Source organism: Nocardia carnea NBRC 14403, assembly GCF_000308515.1.
In the GTDB taxonomy this organism is placed as follows: domain Bacteria; phylum Actinomycetota; class Actinomycetes; order Mycobacteriales; family Mycobacteriaceae; genus Nocardia; species Nocardia carnea.
This window is the reverse complement of the sequence record NZ_BAFV01000018.1, coordinates 91,652-110,755: the sequence shown is the minus strand read 5'-3', so window position 1 is coordinate 110,755 and position 19,104 is coordinate 91,652. Positions and strand designations below refer to the sequence as shown.

Sequence of the window (19,104 nt, the reverse complement as noted above, 5' to 3'; positions counted from 1 at the left end):
GAATCCGCACACGCAGTGATCGCCCCGGCGCGGAAGTCGCGGCCCGCGATCATCGGATCCGCTCCAGGATTCGCCGCGCGAACGCCGTGTCCGCGCCGGGGCCGAAATCGGATCGCCGGATCATTCCGTGCACCCCGCGTACCTGGTCGACGGCCTGCGAGATCGTGAAATCGGCGGCGGCGCTGAGGTACAGGTAGGCCTGACGGGGGTCGGCTTCGAAGAGTCCGGCCACCAGGTCGACGGCGTGGGCGACGCATAATTCCAGCGCGGTGTTCAGGTCCGGATGGATACCGGTGGGGATCAGCAACCCGTGCGCGGCGGCGAACGGGCCGATCCCCCCACCGAACCCGCCGGCGATATCCGCCGCGGGGATCAGGTCCACGGTCAGTGTGGCGCGCAGCGGCGCTTCCAGCGCGGTCAACGCTACTTCGCCGTCGCCTTGCGCGAAATGCGGGTCACCGATGTAGAGCAGTGCCTCGGGAACTTGGACGGGCAGGAAGAGGGTCGCGCCCGCGGTGAGGAGTTTGATGTCGATATTGCCGCCGTGCGGTCCGGGTGGGACCGAACCGACGCGGGTCCCGGTATCGGTGGCCACGCCCATGATCCCCAGGAACGGGGCCAGCGGGAATTCCGCGCTCCCGGCCCGTCCGGTGGAGTCGAGCGGCAGGGCGCCGAACCAGTGGCCGTCCCGATCGTGCACCCGGCAGAACTGCCCGTAGTCGCCGTCGAATCCCGGACGGCCGGCCAGCACGCCGCGACCGTGCCTGGTGGACACCACGCCGTAGGGCGCGCGCATGGTCAAGGCGTCGATGCGTACGGCCAGCAGATCACCCGGTCGCGCACCGGCGACGGCGATCGGTCCGGTGACGATATGTGGTCCGGCCCCGGGTTCGCGCGGGGTGTGTGCTGTCACCTCGACGGCATCGGCGAGCACATCGTCGCGGTGCACACCGTGACTCCCGAAGTATCGCACCGGGTCCGAGCCCTGGTCCTCGAGAATGCCCTCGTGGCTGACGGTGTCCACGACGACGGTAGCGCCCGGGGGCACGGTGGCGACCGGGGTATCCGTACGGCACGGAAGCCGGCCCCAGAGCACTTGTTGCGAATCCGCGGGAACGTACACCGTGCCGGGCGCGACCGCCGAATCCTGTTGCAGCACCGGGAATGCGGGCGCGAAATCCTGTCCGATCAGTGTCGTCACCGCGACCTCCTTATTGGTCGGACCACCTGATGCACCGACCATAGGAGCCCGGAACCCCCGCGGCGACCGGGACAACGGAACGTAACGACCGATTTACCGCCGGGCAATACGGGCTCGAAAAGCCCTGGATATCGGTAACTTTCCCGAATCAATCGGACATATCGCCGGTACACTCCGGTATTACCGGAGCTGATAGGTTGTATCCCTCCCGAAGCGATCGCTGAGCATTGGTCCGACCTCTTCTCCGGCATCGGCCGCTCCGATTCGCCGACGGTGAGCCGAACGAGGAGGGGACCGTTATGACATTCGCATCGATACCTCCGATGCGGCGTCCCGCGCGCAGCGTCGGCGCCGAGGTCGCCGCACATCTGGAACGCCTGATCATCGCTGGTGAACTACGCGCCGGTGACCGGCTCCCTTCGGAACGCGACCTCGCCGCGAACCTCAACGTTTCCCGCTCGTCGTTACGCGAGGCCATGTTCGAACTGGAGTCGAAGAAGCTCATCGAGCGCCGGCAGGGCCGCGGCAGCACGGTGGCCGAGATCCCGCGCACGGCCACGGAACTGCACGGCAACCTCGCCGGAATCGATATCGAACTCGGTTACGCGACCGAATTGCGCGATCTGGTCGAGCCGCGGATCGCGCAGCTGGCGGCGCAGCGGGCCCTCGAATCGAATCTGTTGTCCCTCGGCGAATTACTGGGTCGTTCTCACGACGCCCACTCGCCCGAGGAGTCGATACGCCTCGATATCGAGTTCCACACGATGCTGGCCCACGCCGCCCAGAACCCGCTGCTGGTCACGCTGTGCACCATGACCACGGAATGGACCCGGCACACCCGTGGCCTCTCCCACCGCACCGCGCTGGGTCGCCGGATCTCCGTCCAGGGGCACCAAACGATCTACCGAGCGGTGTCCGAGCACGACGGCCCCGCCGCCGCGGCCGCGATGGAACAGCATTTGCGCGAGGTCCGCGAGATCAGCGTCGCTCCCCCGGCCCGGTGACGGCACATCCGCCGAACAAAACAGTGTGGCGCGGGGTCGAGTTCACTGCGGCGGCGTCCGGCGCGGATCTGGCATAGACCGTGTTCACCGGTCCGGGCCCCACGACTTTCCGGACGTTCCGTAGCGTTCTCCGCAGATTCCGCCGAGAAGGAGGTCTGAGGTGACGGAGATCGAGGGCGGGCAAGCGGTGCGCGTCGGCGACCGGGATATCCATTACACCGAATCCGGTTCGGGACCTGCCGTGCTGATGTTGCACGGCGGCGGTCCCGGCGCCTCGGGGCAGGCTGCGTACGCACACAATGTGGACGCGCTGGCCCGCCGGTTCCGCGTGATCGTCCCGGATATGCCCGGGTACGGGCGGTCGAGCAAGTATCTGGATCGCTCCGACCCCTTCGGCGACCTGGCGGCGGCCATGACGGGGCTGCTGGATGCGCTGGGGGTGCGCAGCGCACATGTGGTCGGCAATTCCTACGGCGGGGCGGCGGCCTTGCGGATGGCCATGGACGCGCCGGATACGGTCGACCGGTTGGTTCTGCCGGCTCCCGGCGGGATCGGCACCACCCGGGCCCTGCCGACCGCGGGTTTGCGGGCGCTGCTCGCCTACTACGGCGGCGACGGCCCGAGCCGCGAGAAACTCGCTACGTTCATGCGCGGATACCTTGTGCACGACGCGCGCACCATCACCGACGAGATGATCGACAACCGCTATCGCGCGAGCCTGGATCCGGAGGTCGTCGCGAATCCGCCGCTGCGCCGGCCCTCGGGTCGGTCCGCCCCGCGCACGCTCGTGCGTATGGACCTCACCCGTGATCCCCGGCTGCGCCGGATCACGCAACCGACCTTGGTGATCTGGGGCGCGGAGGATCGGGTGAACCGTCCTTCCGGGGCACATATGCTCGCCCGCCGGATCCCGAACTGCGATGTGTACCTACCGGCCGCCACCGGCCATTGGGTCCAAGGGGAACGGCCCGAGTTCTTCAACAACTTGGTCACCGCCTTCCTCGCCGAGTGGCAGTAATCGACCTCGGCCGGCCGCCGGAAATCCAGGAAAGACCCGGCGTTGTCCTCGGCGGCCTCCCGCGCCGGTGCCGTATGAAAGCCGGACTGCACCGATAAGTTTCGGCGTACTGACCGAATCACGGTTCACTTTCCGCTAATGTCGCGCTGGCCGGGCGAATGCCCGGCGGGGCCTGTGCCGCGGCGCGGCGCCGGCCCCGATATCGGCTCGGCGGTCGGTCCACCGATCGCAACGTTTCCGCAGAGGAGCAGCATGTATCCCGGCGCGCATGTCGATCGTTTCCCTGATAAACCGGCCGTAATCCTCGCCGAGACCGGTGAGACGCTGACCTACCGGGAACTGGAGGACAACTCCGTCCGCCTCGCCCGGCACCTCCACGAGGCGGGTCTGCGCAAGGGCGACCATGTCGCGCTGCTGTCCGGGAACGACCCGACGGTGTACGAGGTGTACTGGGCGGCGCTGCGATCCGGGCTTTACATCACCGCGGTGAACCGGCATCTGTCGCCGAGCGAGATCAGCTATATCGTCGGCGACTGCGGGGCGCGGGCGCTCATCGCGTCGGCCGGTCTGCGCGAAGCCGCCGAGAAGATCATCGAGGAGACGCCCGGAGTGCAGATCCGGCTGGCCTTCGGTGGCACGGTCGAGGGGCACGGATCCTATGAGGAAGCGCTGGCCGCCGCTTCCCCGGAACCTTTGACCGAGCAGCCCCGCGGCGCCGATATGCTCTATTCCTCCGGGACCACCGGGCGGCCGAAGGGCATCAAACATCCGCTGCCGGACCGGCAGGTCGGCGATCCACCCGGCGATACCTATACCGCCGTTTTCGGCCCGCTCTACGGATTCGATACCGAGACGGTGTACCTGTCGCCCGCCCCGCTGTACCACGCGGCACCGCTGCGGTTCGGGGGCGTGGTGCATGCCCTCGGTGGGACGCTGGTGGTGCTGGAACGTTTCGACGCCGAGGAGGCCTTGGCGGCCATCGAGCGGTACCGCGTCACCCACAGTCAGTGGGTTCCGACCATGTTCGTCCGGATGCTGAAACTCGACGAGGCCGTCCGGGCCCGCTACGACGTCTCGAGCCTGCGGGTGGCGGTCCATGCTGCCGCGCCGTGCCCGGTCGAGGTCAAACAGAAGATGATCGACTGGTGGGGGCCGGTGCTGCACGAGTACTACGCGTCCACCGAGGGCAACGGCGCCACCTTCATCGACAGCGAACAGTGGTTGCGGAAGCCGGGGTCGGTGGGGCCCGCGGGGCTGGGTGCGGTGCGGGTCTGTGGCGACGACGGCGCGGAATTGCCGGCGGGCGAGATCGGCACGATCTATTTCGAACGCGAGGAAGTCCCGTTCACCTACCACAACGATGCGGCGAAAACCGAGCAGGCGATCCACCCGCAGCATCCGACCTGGACCACCACCGGGGATATCGGCTACATCGACGAGGACGGTTTCCTGTTCCTCACCGACCGTAAGGCGTTCATGATCATCTCCGGTGGGGTGAACATCTATCCGCAGGAGATCGAGGACGCCCTCGCCCTGCATCCGAAGGTTCTCGATGTCGCCGTGATCGGTGTCCCGGACGAAGAGATGGGCGAATCGGTGAAGGCCGTGGTCCAACCCGCTCCCGGCGCCGAACCGGGCCCCGGATTCGCCGCGGAACTCCGCGACTACCTGCGTGCCCGTATCGCGGGATACAAGGTCCCGCGCACGGTCGATTTCGCCGACGAACTCCCCCGCACCCCCACCGGCAAGCTGGTCAAAGGCAAACTCCGCGCCCAGTACCTGTGAGCCCCACCGGGTCGGTCTCCGGTACCCGGTGCTCGTAGGGAGCGGCGGGGCGTTTGCGCCGGCGGGTGCTCGCAACTCTGTACGGCGGGTCCCCGATGCCGGATAATCGGCGACGACCACAGTGCCCGATACCGGAGACCACAGATGCCCATGGCGGTCGGCCGACTCGCCCCCACCGCGTACGTGACTTCCGGGCGGTTTCGCCCATGAGCCACGGAGTACGGCGGTCGCCTCGGCAGGACCGATCGCGCTTCACCGTCGACATCCTCTTGGAAGCGGCAGCGCAGCTGTTCGGGCGTGACGGTCTGGCGACCACCACCAACCACATCGCCGAGCGGGCCGGTACCTCGATAGGCACGCTGTACCAGTACTTCCCGGACAAACAGGCGATCCTGCACGCGCTGGCCCGGCGGCACGTGGCCGAGGCAGCTACCCGTCTGGGTGCCGTACTGGACGAGGTGCGCGCCGCCGAGCCGCCGTTCGAGACGGCGCTGCGCACGGTGCTGGACGTCGTCGTCGATCTGCACCGCGACCGCCCCGGATTGCACGCACTGATGCACCGGATGGCGTTACGCGAAGTAGGTGAACTGGCGGTCATGCACGCCTTCGAGGACCATCTCGCGAACGAACTGGCATATCACCTCCACCGCTGCGGGCGCGTCGGCACAGACCCGGTGTCGACCGCACGCCTGCTGGTGCACACGATCGATGCGCAGGTGCACCGGGTGAATCCGCGGCATCCGATGACCACGGACGATCTGATGGCCGTGGTGGAGCGGTTGGCGCCGCCGGTATCAGCGCCCTGACCCACCGGCTTCGGCGAGGATCGCACGCATGGCCCCGGCCAGCTGCGCGATTCCCGGTTCTTCGACGGGAAAATGCCCGCAGTTGTCCAGCAACACGGTTTCACGCCGGCCGGGAATGCGTTCGAGGAAACGGATACTCAGCTCGGGCGGTGTCCACTGGTCCGCGGCGGGATGGACCAGCGTGACCGGAGCAGCAGTGAAATCCTCCGGCGGTGTGTGCCGGTAGTCCACGAAACTACGGAGAAATCCCAGCGGGATCCGGGCGCCGCCGCCCAGCGGATCGGTCGCGCACAGCCGCGACAGTTCGGGGTCGAGGCTCATCTTGTCCATATGGGTGATCCAGCGGATCGGCACGCGTAGGCGGCCGCCGACCGGGTCGATCCACCGCAGCAGGCGCGGGCCCGACCGGCCGGGCAGGTTCCATCGGGTCAGGGCGGCGGGCGCCGCCGGATCGGCGGGGTCCAGCAGGCAGGTCGCCACGACGTGCGCTACCGCGCCGGTGCGTGCGGCGACCTCGTAGGCCAGCATCCCGCCCATACTCGCGCCGAACAGCACCAGTGGCCGGTCGTCCGCCGCGGCCCGGGCGTGCACCAGCTCGCACAGCAGGTCGACCCACTGGCCATAGCGCACCCCGCCCGGATCGGGTTCGATCGTCCGCCCGTATAGCGGGAGGTCGACGGCCGTGGCATCGACGTTCTCCCGGAGACCCAGTGCCACCGCCGGCCAGAGCAGGCCCGAGTGGCCCCCTGCGCCGTGGATCGCCAAGATCCGCACCGGAGCCTCGGGCACTGCCGCGCGCAGCATATGGACGCGGCGACCCCGCCACTCCCACCATTCGGAGACCGGTTCAGCGACCGAATCGGACCGGTAGGGCTCGGGAAGAAACTCGGCGTACGCGCGGTGCGCTTGTGCGTTCATATCTCCAGCCTCAGGGAGCCGGGCATGCCCCACAACTCGCTTTCGGCAGCCGTCCTTATACGTCCTGAACTGCGCTGATGCAGCCGCATCGGAGAGCTGCTCAGCTCCCGGTCGGCGTCCGGCCGTGCCCGGCCGCGGCCCCGTGAGCCGGCGGGACACGTTTGCCGCGCTCGATCCGGGCAATACCGCGGGGCGATGGGACCGGTCCGGTGACGAGGCGGGCAGGAGAGCGGGACGATGGCCGATAACGCGGAAAAGCGGTCGAATATCAACGATGTGGAAAAGCGCTGGTCCGGCGACCGGGCAGGCTTCCGGCGGGCTGTGCGCTACACGCTGGCGGTGCTGGGGGCTGCCGCGCTGGTCTGCGCCGGTACCGCGATCTGGTCGGCCACGGCGCAGTGCCGGGACGCCGATTCGCTGCTGTGCGATACGCCGTCCCAGGTGGCGGTCCTGTTCGGTCCCGGTGTGCTGCTGTTCCTGGGTGGTATCGGGGCATTCGTGGAGACGATCCGGGTGTGGCGGCGCGGTGGTACCTGGCCGATCTGGCAGGGCGCGGGCTGGTTCCTGTTCATGATCATGCTGTTCTATCTCGGCGTCGGCGCCACCACGGTCCCCGCGACCTGACCGGGTGCACAGAAACGTCCGGTTCCGGTAAGGGTCCCGGTAGGCCTGCTGATCGAGCCGTACTTGTGGCAGACTTTCGAGGAATGCTCGGATGACGGCCACAACGACTCGATGGGGTCGGCGGGAGCCGTGCGCGGAAGGTGATGCGGGAATTGAGATCGCGATGGATTTGATCGCCATCGAGGGCCGGGTGGCCACCGACCGGATCGCGGCCCGGGACCGTACACCGGAAACCGAATTACAGCTGGCGACCAGCCTGTCCGAACTCGCCGCCGCGTACCTGGCCACCAAAACCGATGGTTCGGCACGGAACCGGGTGGCCGGAGCATTGGAACCCGCCCAGGAGGCGGTGATGATCCGGCTGCGCTGGTTCACCGCCGGGCAGGTCACCGCACAGTTCGCGAACAAGGTGCAGGACACATTGCGGCTGCTGGAGCAGGCGGCCCGGGAGATCGGGCACCGCGAACTGGCCACCGCGACCATCCGCGACGCATGCAACGCCTATACGCAGGTAGCGCACGATCATCCGAATGCGGCGGGCGCCTGCGCGGACAGCCTGTCGAAATGCGGTGTCTGGCTGTGCCGGCTGGACCCGGGCGCGGCCGTCATGGCAACCGACGAGGCCGTACGGATCCGCGCCGGTCTGTTCGCGGCCGATCCGGATCAGTCCCGGAAATACCTCGCCACCTTGAACACGCTGTTGCGCACCCTGATGGTGGGCCGGCAGCGGAAACAGGCGGTGGCCATGTACCGCGAACGTTATACCGCGCTCACCACCCCGGAGATGGCCGCGCAGCTGCGCGCGATGAAGATCGAAGAGATCGGTTTCACCGGCAAAACCCAGTCCGCACTGCGCAAACTCGAATGCCGCACGCTGGAGCGCGCCGGCTATCTGACCCAGCAGCAGATCCTTTATCAAAGCGCCGGCGATCTGGCGACCATCGAGGAGATCAACTGGAATCTGGCACTGGTCGGGCTCAAACCGCTGGTGGCAGGGGCGATGCCGGAACAGCCGGCCAAACCGGTGGAGATCGGTTCGTCGTTCGGTGCGCTCGGGGTGCTGTGTTCGGCGCCGGATGCAGTGCAGCAGGTGCGGGCGGCGATTATCGCGGCCTACAGCGAGGCGGGCGCGGAGCTGGTGGATATCAACACCGCGTACGGCGTGGACAAGGCGCATTGGGGCACCCGGGACCCGCAGATGAACGCGACCCCCGAACTCGGGGAGGATATCGTGCTGATCGAGCGGAGGTCGGGGAGCTGGGTCGCGGTGCAGAGCCTGAAATGGGAGCTCACACCGGTGGCGAAGAACCCGCTGGCCCGCCGTCTTTCACGGCAGTGGCCGGTGATGAGCGTGACCAGTACCGAGAGCCTGGCCTACGAGCTGTGCTGGTACGAACAGGGCGGGGCCACCCAGTACGCCGCGCTCGGGCGGCCCGCGGAGCCGGTGGCGCTCGATACCCCGCTGGCGCCGTTGGATTTCGGCAAGCTCGCCGATTACGGCGCCGATTACGCCTCGGAGACACAGATCCGTTCGGCCTTCGGTAATGCGACCATGTTCGCGAAGCTCACCGAGCTGCCCGCGAGCGGTATCCGCCAGGCCGCCGAGGCCCGGCCGCTGGCCGGCTACGGCGATCAGGTGCTGTGTTTCCGTGGCCCGGGAGCGAAACGGCTGGGCGGCGCCTGAACGGCCGACCGCATGTAGCCGGGGTCACCCCGATACCCTAGCGACCGCTTGGTGAGACTCGTCTCGGCCTCCGAACCATGCTTCGCTATGGTTTGGACCGAAGCTGATGCATTGCCGGATATCGGCAATGCCGGGAACATTAGGGTGATATGCGCCGATCACCATGGTGTCGTCTGCGCATGCCCTGGAACGGGTTGATCTATCGTGGCTGTTCGGCGGCATCTGTCCGACTCGTGGGATCGGGCACTCCGCTCCGGGAGAGATGTCACTCGCGGCCGGGTCGGTATCCGCACCCGGCTGCTTTCGATCCTGCTGATCACCAATATCACGCTGCTGATCATCGGTGTCGGCGCCGCCGGTTACCTGGTGAAAGACAGTCTGTCGGCCCGGGTCTGGGCCAATCTCATCAGCAGCACCACCACGCCGGTGATCTCCATGGTCGAAACGTTCGAGGAAGAGCGCAGGCTGTCGATGCTGTATCTGGAGGGCGATCCGGTCGCGGCCGGCGCCCTCGCGGATGCGCGAGCGCGTTCCGATACCGCGCTCGCCGCGACGATCGCCAAAGGAGAGGCGGCCCAGCGGCTCGACCCCGGCGGGTCGGCGGCCGAACTGGAGACCTTCCGCCCGCTCTACAACAGCGTTCCCGGCTTCCGCGCCACCATCGACGCCCGCGCGGTACCCAGTGCGGACGCTTTCGGATTCTTCAATACGGTGATCGACACGATTTTCCGGGCGTCGCTGATCGCCGCCCGGGTCGCGCCCGACGCCGGCCTGGGGATCGCGCTCGGCTACGGCGTCGAACCGCTGCGGGCCGCGGAAGCCCTCTCGCGCGCGGATACCCTCGGTATCGTGAGCCTTGCCCGCGGGGAAGCGACGCCGGAGCAATTCCTCGAATTCCACCGGTACGTCGGTGAGTTCCGTGCGCAGGCCGCCTATTCGGCGTCGGTGCTGCGGGGCCCGCGGCTGGACCAGCTGCACGCCCTCACCTCTTCACCGGACTGGCAGCAGGTGACCGCCATGCAGGACGCGATGGTGCTGCGCGGCCCCTTCCCGGCGCCGTCCGAAAGCGTCGACGACAGCGGGGAGTCCGTGCAATCCGGTTCGGCCACTCTGCCGATGACCGGACCGGCCTGGCAGGAAGCGTCCACCCGCCTCGGCTCGGCCCTGCTGAAATTGTGGGAGGACCAGAGCCGCGACGCGCATGCCATCGCTCGTGAGGAGGGCACCGATACGGCGAGCCTGTCGTTGATCGGCGGGATCGTGGTCCTGGTCGTCACGCTGGTGGCCTTCCTGGGCACCTTGTTCGTGGCCAACCGGTTCATCGCGCGTATGCGCCGCCTGCGCAGCGACACCCTCGAACTGGCCGACCACCGGCTGCCCGATCTCATGCGGCGTCTCGACAGTGGCACCGAGATCGATACCGCCGCCGAGGTGGCCCGCCTGGACTTCGGTACCGACGAACTCGGCGAGGTGGCCGACGCCTTCAACCGGGCGCAGATCGCCGCGGTGTCGGCCGCCGTGGCCGAATCACGGACCCGGGCCGGTTTCCGCACGGTCTTCCTCAATATCGCCCACCGCAACCAGGTCGCTGTGCACAAGCAGCTGGCCCTGCTCGATCGCGCGGAACGCCGCGAAGAGAACGCCGACCAGCTCGAGCTGCTGTTCGAGCTGGACCATCTGGCCACCCGCGCCCGGCGTCATGCCGAGAACCTCATCGTGCTGGGTGGTGAGAACCCGGGCCGGGTGTGGCGTAATGCGATTCCGCTGTGGGATCTGATCCGTGGGGCCGCGGCGGAAACCGTCGACTACACCCGGATCCACACCGGCGGCGCCCCCGATGTGCTGATCGCCGGCCAGGCCACCGCCGACCTGATCCACCTGCTGGCCGAACTGATGGACAATGCCACCGCGTTCTCCCCGCCGCAGTCCCGGGTCGAGGTCTCGGCGGCCGTCGTGGGCCGCGGGGTCGCGGTCGAGGTCGCCGACCAGGGGCTGGGTATGTCGGCCGATGAGATCGTCGCGAACAACCAGCTGCTGTCGCAGCCACCGGATTTCGGTGTCGCGGCGCTGTCCGGTGATACCCGGCTGGGGCTTTTCGTGGTGGCCACGCTGGCGGCCCGCCACGGCGCGTCGGTACGACTGTCGGATTCGATGTACGGCGGCGTCAAGGCCGTCGTACTGATTCCCACCGAACTGATCGAAGAACGGGACGTGCCCGGCGCCGGAAAACCCGCGGGCAACGCCACCCGTTCCGAGAAGGCCGGCCCCCAGGACTCCGCACCGAACGGCAGCCCCGCACCCGCCGGTGTCCCGGCCCCGGCGGGGTCCGACGGGTCTGCGCAACCGGCCACCGATACCGCGGCGCAGCAACCGGGTACGGGCACCCGCCCCCCGCTGCCCCGCCGGCGCCGGCAATCCGCCGAACCCGCCCCCTCTCCCGAATCCGCCGATTCCGGTGCCGGTACCGCCCCGGTCGCCGAAGCACCTCGTCCCCACAGCGCCGAGGAAGCACGCAATCTGATGGCCGCCATCGAGGGCGGCACCCGGTCGGGACGCAGTGCGCTGGCGCAGCCGGCCGAATCCGAGAGAACTCGACAGGAAGGCGACGATGACCACTCCCCCGCGCACTGACCCGAACCGGCCGTCGGCGAAACCGGTGAGCCGGCCGCCGGAGACCGAACCGAACGGCAAGCCGCAGCCATGAGCGGACCACACAACACCTCGGGGGACGAGGAGGACGCCGGCCCGGTCGTACGTCTCTATGCGCTGACCCGCGGCCGGGGTCGCAGCGAACGCGCGGAACTCACGCTGGATTCCATGGTGGTCGATGCCGGCTCCGGCCTGGCGCTGCGACGGCCGGAACCCGAATACGCCGAAATAGTCCGGTTGTGCCGGGCACCGCAGTCGGTGGCCGAGGTATCGGCTCAACTCGGCGTTCCGCTGGCACTGACCAAGGTTCTGATCGGGGATCTCGTCGACGACGGCCGGCTGACCGTGCGCGCACCGGTGGAGACTCCCGACAACGCCGCCGGACTCGATCTCCTGCGGACGATCGCGAACAGCTTGCGGGGCGGCTGATCCGAGCCGGGCCCGCCCAGCAACCTTCGAATACGCCGCCGCGCCACCCGCGCCACCGAACTTCAGGGTGAGCGCCTCATTTGCATGTCCACTTCCGGGACACCGCACGCATCCCGTTCGCTAGAGTCTGGGACAGATGAAGCGCATTGCGAGGAAAAATCTAGTAGAAATTATCGCAATGCCGGGATAGCTGGGATGGGCCGACCGGCGGCCGGGCGGCCCATCACCCTGAAATGAGTGGGTCTACGTTGGGATTTCGCCTACCTCTCGCCGGAACGATCCTGCGAAAAGCGCGTTCCGGAGCGAATCGCACGCGCGGGCGGGTCCGCATTCGCACCCGGTTGCTTGCGATCGTGCTGGTCACGAGTATCGCGTTGGTGACCATCGGGATCGGTGCAGCCGCCTATCTCGTGCGATCCGGCCGGGATGCGACGAACTGGGCCGAACTGGCCAGCAGCACCACCGGTCCGGCCATTCTCATGGTGCGGGCCTTCGCGGAAGAACGACGGCTTTCCTTGCTGCTCCTGGCGGGCGATACGACTGTGGCACCGGCGCTGGTGGCGGCGCGCGGTCAGTCCGATATCGCCCTGGGGGCGGTCATTGCCAAAGGCGACGCAGCCCAGCAGCTCAATCCCGACGGTTCCCAAGCCGAGCTCGAGGCTTATCAGCAGTTGTTCGGCCAGGTGCCCGCCACCCGGGCCGCTGTCGATACGGGCACGATCCCCCGGCCGGAGGCATTCGGTTTCTACAGCGCGGTGATCGATACGATCGTCGCGGCCTCCATGCTGGCCGCCCGGGTCGCCCCGGACGCCGGGGTGGCGATATCGCTCGGCTACGGCGCCGAACCCCTGCGCGCCGCCGAAGCACTGTCCAAGGCGGACACCCTGGGCGCAGCGGCGCTCACCCTGAACGAACTGACCGATGCCCAACTGGTCGAATTCAACCGTCACGCCGGTGAATTCCGCGGCGAAGTGGCGTATTCCGGCGCGGTACTCAAAGACGAACGGCTCGCGCAACTCCGGGCGATCACCGATTCCGCGAGCTATCGGCAGGTGATCGCCATGCAGGATGCGATCATGACCGGCGGCGCCCGGTCGGCCGACGAATCCGAGGACAGCTCCGGCAGCACCGATGACTCGGATTCCACCGGCGAAACGGCCGCGTTGCCGATGGATATCGCCGCCTGGCAGCAGGCATCGGGCCAGGTCATCGGGGATCTGTTGAAGCTCTGGGAGGACCAGAGCAACGACGCCCATGCCACCGCCCGCGCACAGGGCGACGATACGGCCACGAGATCGCTGCTGGGCGGTATCGCCGTCCTGCTGCTCACCGGGCTGACCTTCCTCGTGGCGCTGGTGATGGCCAACCGCTTCATCGGCCGGATGCGTCACCTGCGCAACGACACCCTGGACCTGGCCGACAACCGCCTGCCCGACCTCATGCGCCGCCTCGACGACGGCGCGGAGGTGGACACCACCGCCGAGGTCGCGCAGCTGGATTTCGGTACCGACGAACTCGGTGAGGTCGCCGACGCCTTCAACCGGGCCCAGTTGGCCGCCGTCTCGGCCGCGGTGGCCGAGGCCAAGACGCGGGCGGGTTTCAACGCGGTGTTCCTGAATATGGCGCATCGCAACCAGCTCGCGGTCCATCGTCAGCTGGCACTGCTGGATCAGGCCGAACGCCGCGAAGAAAACGCCGACCAGCTCGAACTGCTCTTCCAGCTGGACCATCTCGCCACTCGCGCCCGCCGCCACGCCGAGAACCTCATCGTGCTGGGTGGCGAACAGCCCGGCCGGCGCTGGCGCAAACCCGTCTCCCTGTGGGACATCATCCGGGCCGCGGCCGCGGAAAGCCTGGATTACACACGTATCCACACCGGGCGGGTACCGGAGATGCGCGTCGTCGGGAAAACCGCGGCCGACCTCATCCACCTGCTCGCCGAGCTGATGGACAATGCGACGGCGTTCTCCCCGCCCGATTCCCGGGTCGAGGTAGCGGCCACCCTGGTGGGGCGCGGTGTGGCGATCGAGGTGGCCGATCAGGGCCTCGGTATGGCGGAAGACGAGATCGCCGAACGGAACCGGGCGCTGGCCCAACCGCCGGACTTCGGTGTCACGGCGTTGACCGGCGATACCCGCCTCGGACTGTTCGTGGTCGCCACCCTGGCTGCCCGGCAGGGTATTTCGGTACGCCTGACCGAATCCGCGTACGGCGGAATCAAGGCGATCGTCCTCATTCCGACCACGCTCACCGAACCCGGCGGGCCCCCACCGCTGGAAGCCGCCCCGGTGATCGAACCCGCCATGGCCGGCACGGCACCCGCGGCACCGCTGCCCTTCCACACTTCGCCGTCGACCACCTTCGCCACCGCTCCGGTGTACGAGGCGCCCTACGATTCCCGCACACTGGGGTCGGACGTCTACCCCGCCATCACTTCCGAGGTCCCGTACCCGCACCCGGAGCCGGACCCGTACCGCGCGGGCGCCGGCCGGCCGCCGCTGCCGCGCCGCCACCGGAAGGCCACCGAGCCCACCGCCGGGGAGGAGAACCCCGATCCCGGTGTGGTCCGCCCCCGGACCCCGGAACAGGCCCGCAACCGGATGTCGGCGATTTCTCGCGGAAGCCGTCAGGGCCGCCGCGCACCGCACTCCGATACCGATGCTCCAGAACGCTCTAGACGAGAAGGCGACCGATGACCAACCCCAATCGCACCGATCTCAGCTGGCTACTCGAGGAATTGGTCCGCGGTCTACCGGACGCCGATTCCGCGGTACTGCTGTCCACCGACGGCCTGCTGATGGGGCATTCCTCCGGGCTGGACCGCGACGACGCCGAACGTTTCGCCGCGATGGCCTCCGCCTTCCACAGCCTGGCGCGTAGCGCCGGAAGTCATTTCAAGGCGGGTGGGGTATGCCAGACCGTGGTGGAGCTCGACCGGGCGGTCCTGTTCGTCACCGCGGCCGGTGGTAATGCCTGCCTCTCGCTGCTGGCCGCCGACTCCGCCGATCTGGGGATGGTGGCCTACGAAATGAACCGCACCGTACAGCAGGTCGGCGCTCATCTCGGGGTCGATTCCCGCACGTATCAGGGCGACCGCGGCCGGCCGGGCCCCCATGACCGGCCGATGCCTCAGGACCGGCCGCCGATGCACGCCCACGACCGGCCCGGCGCGAACGTGCGCGGCTATCCGAACGGCATACGCTAGCCGTGTACGGGCCCGAGGATCACTGGGACGAGGACGACGACGGTCCCATCGTGCGCCTCTTCGCGGTGACCCGCGGGCGGGGCGGCACGGGGCGCCGGGAGCTCACCCTGGACACCAGGGTGGTGGACCGCGGTGCCGGGCTGGCGCCGCAGCGCACCGAACCCGAGTACGTCGATATCATCCGGCTGTGCCGGACCGCGCAGTCGGTGGCGGAGATATCGGCGCAGTTGCAGCTTCCGCTGGCGATGGCGAAGGTGCTCGTCGCGGATCTGATCGACGACGGCCGGCTGGAGGTCCGGCCGCCGTTCGAAACCACGATAGATCCCGCCCGGGATATCGGTCTGCTGCACAGCATCGCGCGCAGCCTGCGGGAGGTCTGACCATCGGGCCGGACCTCCCGCGCCCGCGGTCAGCCCAGCCGGGCCGCGAGGCGTGTGGCGTTCATATGCGCGATGGCCTCGATCGTCACCATCGGGTTCACACCCGAAGAGGTCGGGAAGCAGGACGCGTCGGCGACGACGATATTCTTCACATCCCAGGTGGCACCGTCTGGGTCGGTTGCGGAGTTCTCCGCCGAGCCGCCCATCCGGGCCGACCCCATGATGTGCAGGGCGCCCATCGTGCAGCGTCCCGGACCGTATCCGGCGGCCTCGGCGGCGGCCGAGAACTCGGCGAGCGAACCACGAACGCCCGGTTCGTAGGAGACACCCGCTTGGTGTCCGGAGAAGATCCGGGTGGCGCCCGCGGCTTCGAGGATCCTGGCCGCGCCCTCGATACCGGTGTGCAGGTGAGCGGCATCGTAATCGGAGATCCGGTAGTCCACGGTGGGTTCACCGTCCCGATCCACCTTCACCGCACCGGAGTCGCGGTCGCGGGTGATGATGCCGACGGCGTTGGTGCGCGCGAAATCCTGCATGACGCGGCGATGATCCGCCGAACCCTGCCAGCTCATGAATCCGGTGGACGAGCCGGGTGCCAGCGGGCCGGTCTCGTAGATCACGCCGTAACCGTTTCCGTCGAGATCGGCGTGCTGCCGGCAGATCCGGGTCTGCAGACCGCCTTCCCAGGGCCGCACCTCTTCGTCGAACAGGCCGAAAACCGCCGCCGCCGGATGCAACCGCAGGTAACGGCCGATGTTCTTGTTACCCAGCCCCGACCGGCGCAGCAGTGCGGGCGTCTGGATCGCGCCCGCGGCCACCACCACCGCTCGCGCGCGGACTTCGAATTCCACGCCCGCCGAGGTACGCACGGTCACCGCTTCGGCTATATTGTCGCGCACCGAGATCCGGCGAACATTCGCGTCCACGATCAACCGGGCGCCGCGGGCCGCGGCATCGGCCAGCCAGGTCTTGGTCACCGACTGTTTGGCCCCCAACCGGCAGCCGCTACCGCACCGGCCGCATTCGATACCGGCATCGCAGGCATCGGTCACATTGCGCGGCAGGGGGTCGACGGGCCAGCCGAGCGCACGCGCGCCGCGCTCCAAAATGTTGTCCCGCGCAAGCGGGGTGGAGCGCCGCTCGTTCACCCCGAGCCGACGCAATACCGTCTCCAGCGATTCGGTGAACTCGGCGTCGGCGAACTGCTGGGCGCCGACCGCGGCCCATTCGTCGCGGACACTGTCGGGAGTGGGCAGCGAGGTACTCCAGTTCACCACCGTGCCGCCGCCGAGACAGGAGCCCGCGACCAGCGCGAGCTGGCCTTCGCTGGATGCCAGCGGCCCGGGCGAATACAGCAGCTGCTGCCCGGCGAGTTCACCACCGCCGAAATCCTTGTCGTCGTAGTACTCGCCGCGTTCGAGGACGATCACATCGAGACCCGCCTCGGCGAGCACGCCGGCAGCGGTCCCACCACCGGCACCGGAGCCGACGATCACGACATCACAGGTGAGGCTCGTCGGTTCGGTGATGCGCTGCGGTGCAAGCGCGGGCTGTGGCGCATTTGCCAAGGGGCCGGGAATCGCGTCGTAGCCCAGGTGTTTCCACAGAGGGTTGACTCCCGTCGGCCCCGGGGTGACGTTGTATGCCAGCAGCGACGCCTGCTTCAGAGCTTGGAATACCGCGCGCACGGCACCGAGCCGGGATGCGCCGAGCCGCAGCAGCGCCTTCTCCCGGTCCTGCTGCGACAGTTTCGAATACCGCCGCGGCCCCCATCCGGCGAGCAGTCCGGTGACCGGACCGTCCCACAGGTCCAGCAGCATCGCCAGCTGCTTGGTCTCGGCTTCCCGCGGGTTGCGCGCCAGCAGTGCCAGCACCGTGTCCACAACGCCCAATTCGGACGCCGAGGGCAGGGTCAGGCCGTCCCCGGGCAGGAACGTATCGCAGATCATCTCCAGCGCGGCGCGCTGTTTGTCGGTCGGTTGCATGGTTGTCCCTTCGCTACAGCCGATTTCTACCACGGTGTGCGAATATTCGCTCACTTATAAAGCAATACCCCGCTATATAACCGCTCTCTGGTCTAGAACAATTGTTCACTTCTCCGTGTGCGTCACCGCATGTTTCCGGAAGCGCCCACACCGCCGGTGCTCGATGATCGAGCGATGGAAGCAATCCAAGGAGGCGTAGTGCGAACAGTGGTTCTGACGGCGGCGGGGATTTTCTTCACGGGAATGGGTCTCTACGCCCTCGCCGCGCCCGCGCGGCTCGTGCGGCCCTTCGGTATCACCGCCGGCACCGCGCCGGGGCGCTCCGAAGTACGGGCGGTGTACGGCGGGTTCGGTCTGGCGGTTGCCGCCGTGCTGTTCTGGTCGGCGACGACGCCCGGCGAACTCGGGCGGGGCGTGGTAATCGCGGTCGCGGTGGCGCTGGCCGGGATGGCGGCGGGCCGGGTGGTTTCGCGGGTCCTGGACTCGCCGGCCGCGTTCTATCCGGTCTGGTTCTACTTCTGGGTCGAGACGCTCGCGGCCGCGGCACTGCTCACGGTGAACTGAAACGGGATGGCCGGCAGCGCCGTCAGAACAGGGTCATCGGTTCGGTTTCGGCGGGATCGGGCAGCGGTACGAGGTCCGGGACATGGACGCGGACGTCATCGTGGAAACGGCGCGCCAGATCCCGGGAGGACGCATTGTCCGGGGTATGCAGGAAGACCGTCGGTGAACGCCCCTCCCGCAACCATTCGACCGTCTGCTCCACCCAGGGCCGCCAGCCGGCCACCGTCGACTCGGGATCGTCGCGACCGTGATACCGCACGATCGGGGTCCGGGTGAGTGCCCGCATCCGCCGCGGCAATCGCGGCTTCTTCGACTGTGCCTCGTGTTCCGCCGAACTCGCCGGCCGCGCCGCGAACAGGACGGTGGTATCGAAGGGCACCCACTCCGCCCCCGCCCCGCCCAGTACTCGTTCGAGCTGGTTCGCCGCATCGTCGTCGGTGAAGAACGCCGGATGCCGCACCTCCACCGCCACCCGCAGCCCGGCCGGGACCTTCCGGACGAATCCGGCCAGCGACCCGAGCTCGCTCGGCCCGAATGTACCGGGCAGCTGGATCCACAGCGCGTGCATCCGGGTCCCGAGCGGCTCCATGGTGTGCAGGAAATCGTTCAACTCGGCGTCCACACCCGAGAGCCGGCGCTCGTGAGTGACGGTTTTGGGCAGTTTGATCACGAACCGGAAATCCGGGGCGGTCTGCTGTGCCCAGGTCTCCACGGTCCGACGAGCCGGTACCGCGTAGAAGGTGGTGTTGCCTTCCACCGCATCGCACCAGCTCGCGTAGCTGCGCAGTTTGTCACCCGTCGCCGGCCACGCGGTATGTGTCCACATGGCGCAGCCCACGGATAAACGCATAT

16 protein-coding genes are annotated in these 19,104 nt (G+C 68.2%); 12 read left to right on the top strand and 4 right to left on the bottom strand.

Annotated elements, in window-relative coordinates:
* Positions 1-49 precede the first annotated feature (49 nt).
* Positions 50-1,201 carry an acetamidase/formamidase family protein gene (locus ON22_RS05895; RefSeq protein ID WP_197039711.1) on the bottom strand — a complete coding sequence of 384 codons (1,152 nt, stop codon included), beginning with the start codon at positions 1,199-1,201 and terminating at the stop codon, positions 50-52.
* A gap of 299 nt (positions 1,202-1,500) precedes the next feature.
* Here ON22_RS05895 and ON22_RS05890 point away from each other — a divergent pair, with 299 nt between their 5' ends.
* The 4 genes from ON22_RS05890 to ON22_RS05875 all read left to right on the top strand — a co-directional run bounded on the left by ON22_RS05890 (position 1,501) and on the right by ON22_RS05875 (position 5,814).
* Entirely contained in the window at positions 1,501-2,205 is a 705-nt protein-coding gene (locus ON22_RS05890; RefSeq protein ID WP_051157199.1) for a FadR/GntR family transcriptional regulator, read from the top strand.
* A gap of 160 nt (positions 2,206-2,365) precedes the next feature.
* Positions 2,366-3,223 (top strand): alpha/beta fold hydrolase, encoded by an 858-nt coding sequence (locus ON22_RS05885; protein ID WP_051157198.1) that lies wholly within the window; start codon positions 2,366-2,368, stop codon positions 3,221-3,223.
* Positions 3,224-3,475: 252 nt separating this feature from the next.
* Positions 3,476-5,008, top strand: a complete 1,533-nt coding sequence (locus ON22_RS05880) for an acyl-CoA synthetase (protein ID WP_033246048.1) — start codon at positions 3,476-3,478, stop codon at positions 5,006-5,008.
* 206 nt (positions 5,009-5,214) lie between these two features.
* Positions 5,215-5,814: a TetR/AcrR family transcriptional regulator gene (locus ON22_RS05875; protein ID WP_033245957.1), complete on the top strand. Its 600-nt coding sequence runs from the start codon at positions 5,215-5,217 to the stop codon at positions 5,812-5,814.
* On the opposite strand, the gene ON22_RS05870 is transcribed toward ON22_RS05875, so the two are convergent.
* Positions 5,803-6,732, bottom strand: coding sequence for an alpha/beta fold hydrolase (locus tag ON22_RS05870; protein ID WP_033245956.1), 930 nt, complete (start codon positions 6,730-6,732; stop codon positions 5,803-5,805). The genes ON22_RS05875 and ON22_RS05870 overlap by 12 nt on opposite strands.
* A gap of 237 nt (positions 6,733-6,969) precedes the next feature.
* Here ON22_RS05870 and ON22_RS05865 point away from each other — a divergent pair, with 237 nt between their 5' ends.
* From ON22_RS05865 to ON22_RS05835, 7 genes are all read left to right on the top strand, one after another.
* Positions 6,970-7,356 carry a hypothetical protein gene (locus ON22_RS05865; RefSeq protein WP_051157197.1) on the top strand — a complete coding sequence of 129 codons (387 nt, stop codon included), beginning with the start codon at positions 6,970-6,972 and terminating at the stop codon, positions 7,354-7,356.
* 163 nt (positions 7,357-7,519) lie between these two features.
* Positions 7,520-9,040: a hypothetical protein gene (locus ON22_RS05860; protein WP_033245955.1), complete on the top strand. Its 1,521-nt coding sequence runs from the start codon at positions 7,520-7,522 to the stop codon at positions 9,038-9,040.
* 204 nt (positions 9,041-9,244) lie between these two features.
* Entirely contained in the window at positions 9,245-11,671 is a 2,427-nt protein-coding gene (locus tag ON22_RS05855) for a sensor histidine kinase (RefSeq protein ID WP_051157196.1), read from the top strand.
* A 69-nt stretch (positions 11,672-11,740) separates the two neighbouring features.
* Positions 11,741-12,118, top strand: a complete 378-nt coding sequence (locus ON22_RS05850) for a DUF742 domain-containing protein (RefSeq protein WP_033245954.1) — start codon at positions 11,741-11,743, stop codon at positions 12,116-12,118.
* A gap of 353 nt (positions 12,119-12,471) precedes the next feature.
* The gene (locus ON22_RS05845; RefSeq protein ID WP_051157195.1) at positions 12,472-14,814 is read left to right on the top strand and encodes a sensor histidine kinase; all 2,343 of its coding nucleotides are present in this window, start codon (positions 12,472-12,474) and stop codon (positions 14,812-14,814) included.
* Positions 14,811-15,323, top strand: a complete 513-nt coding sequence (locus ON22_RS05840) for a roadblock/LC7 domain-containing protein (protein WP_063820540.1) — start codon at positions 14,811-14,813, stop codon at positions 15,321-15,323. The genes ON22_RS05845 and ON22_RS05840 overlap by 4 nt, the downstream gene beginning before the upstream one ends.
* A 2-nt stretch (positions 15,324-15,325) precedes the next feature.
* Positions 15,326-15,703, top strand: a complete 378-nt coding sequence (locus tag ON22_RS05835) for a DUF742 domain-containing protein (RefSeq protein ID WP_033245953.1) — start codon at positions 15,326-15,328, stop codon at positions 15,701-15,703.
* 29 nt (positions 15,704-15,732) lie between these two features.
* On the opposite strand, the gene ON22_RS05830 is transcribed toward ON22_RS05835, so the two are convergent.
* Positions 15,733-17,688, bottom strand: coding sequence for a GMC family oxidoreductase (locus tag ON22_RS05830; RefSeq protein WP_033245952.1), 1,956 nt, complete (start codon positions 17,686-17,688; stop codon positions 15,733-15,735).
* A 174-nt stretch (positions 17,689-17,862) separates the two neighbouring features.
* Here ON22_RS05830 and ON22_RS05825 point away from each other — a divergent pair, with 174 nt between their 5' ends.
* Positions 17,863-18,252: a DUF4345 family protein gene (locus ON22_RS05825; RefSeq protein WP_033246043.1), complete on the top strand. Its 390-nt coding sequence runs from the start codon at positions 17,863-17,865 to the stop codon at positions 18,250-18,252.
* A gap of 22 nt (positions 18,253-18,274) precedes the next feature.
* Here ON22_RS05825 and ON22_RS05820 read toward each other — a convergent pair whose 3' ends face one another.
* Positions 18,275-19,102 carry a DUF72 domain-containing protein gene (locus tag ON22_RS05820; protein ID WP_043739873.1) on the bottom strand — a complete coding sequence of 276 codons (828 nt, stop codon included), beginning with the start codon at positions 19,100-19,102 and terminating at the stop codon, positions 18,275-18,277.
* Positions 19,103-19,104 lie beyond the last annotated feature (2 nt).